This window comes from Arthrobacter sp. Hiyo1, assembly GCF_001263615.2.
Classification (GTDB): Bacteria; Actinomycetota; Actinomycetes; order Actinomycetales; family Micrococcaceae; genus Arthrobacter.
In genome coordinates, this window is record NZ_DF952470.1 from 52,179 (window position 1) to 54,194 (window position 2,016).

The following is a 2,016-nucleotide window of genomic DNA, read 5'->3' on the forward strand; positions in this document are numbered from 1 at the left end:
CTCGGCCACTGCATAGACCACTGGCAGCGTGGGATGAACGGCAAGGAACGACGGCGACGGCGCTTCGACGGCGGTGCCAAGCCAACTCAGGCTGCCATCTTCGCGCGCGGCGACTGCCCCAATGCCCCATCCGTTCCCGTCGCTGTCCGCGGTGTACGCGCCCGTCCAGATGAGCGTTCCGTCGATGTTCTCTGCCATGCCGTCCTCAGTGTTGGTGAGTGAAACCTGTATCAGTGTCCCTGTACGTCAGAGTCGACACCGGCATCGGCGCCCGCGTCCAAAGTGGCGATCGCGGACAGGTCGTCATGATCCAAAGCGAAGCCGAAAACGTCCAGGTTTTCCTTCATGCGCGCGGGGTTGGCGGACTTCGGGATGGCGACGAGCCCCTCCTGGACGTGCCAGCGCAACACCACCTGACCGGGAGTCTTTCCGTGTTTCTTCCCGATGGCGGCCAGCACCGGGGCATTCAGGAGATCGCGGCCGGCCCCCAACGGACTGTACGATTCCGTGGCGATGCCATGGTTGCCGTTGAAGGCACGCTCATCGATCCGGGTGATGGATGGCGAGATTTGGATTTGGTTGACGGCCGGCACCACCGAGGTTTCCTCGAGGAGCCGCTCAAGGTGCGAGGGCTTGAAGTTGGACACGCCGATCGAACGCACCTTCCCCTCAGCCTGGAGCCGCTCGAATGTCTCCCAGGTGGACACGAATTCATTCCGTTGGGGGAGCGGCCAATGGATCAACAAGAGGTCCACATAGTCCAGCCCGAGGCGCTTGAGGGATCCTTCAAGGCCCTCGACGGCGCGATCGCGGCCCTGGTGGGTGCCGTCCAGTTTGGTGGTGATGAACAGTTCCTCCCGCGGGACCCCGCAGTCCCGCACGCCTTGCCCGACGCCGGCCTCGTTACCGTAGCGGTACGCCGTGTCGACGTGCCGGTAGCCAAGCTCGACGGCGGACACCACCGCCGTGGCGACCTGGGCGTCGTCGAGGGGCCAGGTTCCGAGGCCGATCTGCGGAATGGCATTACCGTCGTTGAGCCTGACAGTCGGAGCAAGTGCCATGGTCCTGTCCTTTCAGTTGCTAGATCGGCCTCCGTGCCCATTGGACCAGTTGATCGCTGAGTTTCATGAAGTCCTGGTCCACGTGCTTGATGCCTGGATGTTCATCATGCCACCGGACGATCTCCCGTGCGCCCGCCGCGAACGGAATTTCTGCCCGATACCAGGGCACCAGCGTTTTGATCTTGGTGTTGTCGAAGACCACGGAGTGGGACCTGTCCCCGAGAAGCCCAGGGCCAAGCTCCGGGGAGTGCGCTGCAATGGTGTCCGAGGCGATGTGCACCAGTTCGGGTTCCGGCACCCCTGCCGCTGTGGCGAAGAGCCGGTATACCTGGTCCCACGGGAGTGCTTCGTCCGAGGTGATGGTGTAGCTTTCACCCACAGCCTGCGGCCGGCCGAGGAGGCCGACGAAAGCGACTGCAAAATCATCCGCGTGCGTGAGGGTCCACAGCGAGGTACCGTCGCCGTGGACTATCACGGGCAGGCCTTCCCGCATCCGATGGATGTCCGTCCAGCCGCCCAGGAGGGCGATCCGCGTGCGGTCGTAGGTGTGCGAAGGCCGGACGATGGTCACGGGGAATCCTTCGTCGCGGTAGGCGCGGACGAGAAAGTCTTCGCACGCGATCTTGTCCTGGGAGTACTTCCAGAACGGGTTCCTGAGCGGGGTCGATTCGAGGATCGGCAAGTGTGCGGGCGGCTTCTGGTAGGCCGAGGCCGAACTGGTGAACACGTACTGTCCGGTCCGGCCGCGGAACAGCTCCACCGCGGCGGCCACATGCTCCGGCGTGAAAGAGATGAAGTCCGCGACGACGTCGAACTCGCGGCCGTTCAGCACCTCCGCCACCTCCGCGGGGTTGCGGATATCCGCCTGCAGCAATTTCGTGCCCGGAGGTGCCGGCCTTTCCGAGCTCACTCCGCGATTGAGCACGGTGAGCCGATGACCCAGCGCGACGGCGCG

General features: G+C 64.2%; 3 protein-coding genes. All 3 read right to left on the bottom strand.

Features of this window, described 5'->3' with window-relative positions; translation table 11 throughout:
- Positions 1-198 (bottom strand): beta-propeller fold lactonase family protein (locus AHiyo1_RS09200; RefSeq protein WP_148667526.1); only part of this gene is annotated, 198 nt, incomplete at its 3' end.
- A gap of 32 nt (positions 199-230) precedes the next feature.
- A complete protein-coding gene (locus AHiyo1_RS09205) occupies positions 231-1,061 on the bottom strand; it encodes an aldo/keto reductase (RefSeq protein ID WP_059388362.1) in 831 nt (276 codons plus the stop codon).
- Between the two features lie 19 nt (positions 1,062-1,080).
- Positions 1,081-2,016 (bottom strand): NAD-dependent epimerase/dehydratase family protein (locus AHiyo1_RS09210; RefSeq protein WP_059388363.1); only part of this gene is annotated, 936 nt, incomplete at its 5' end.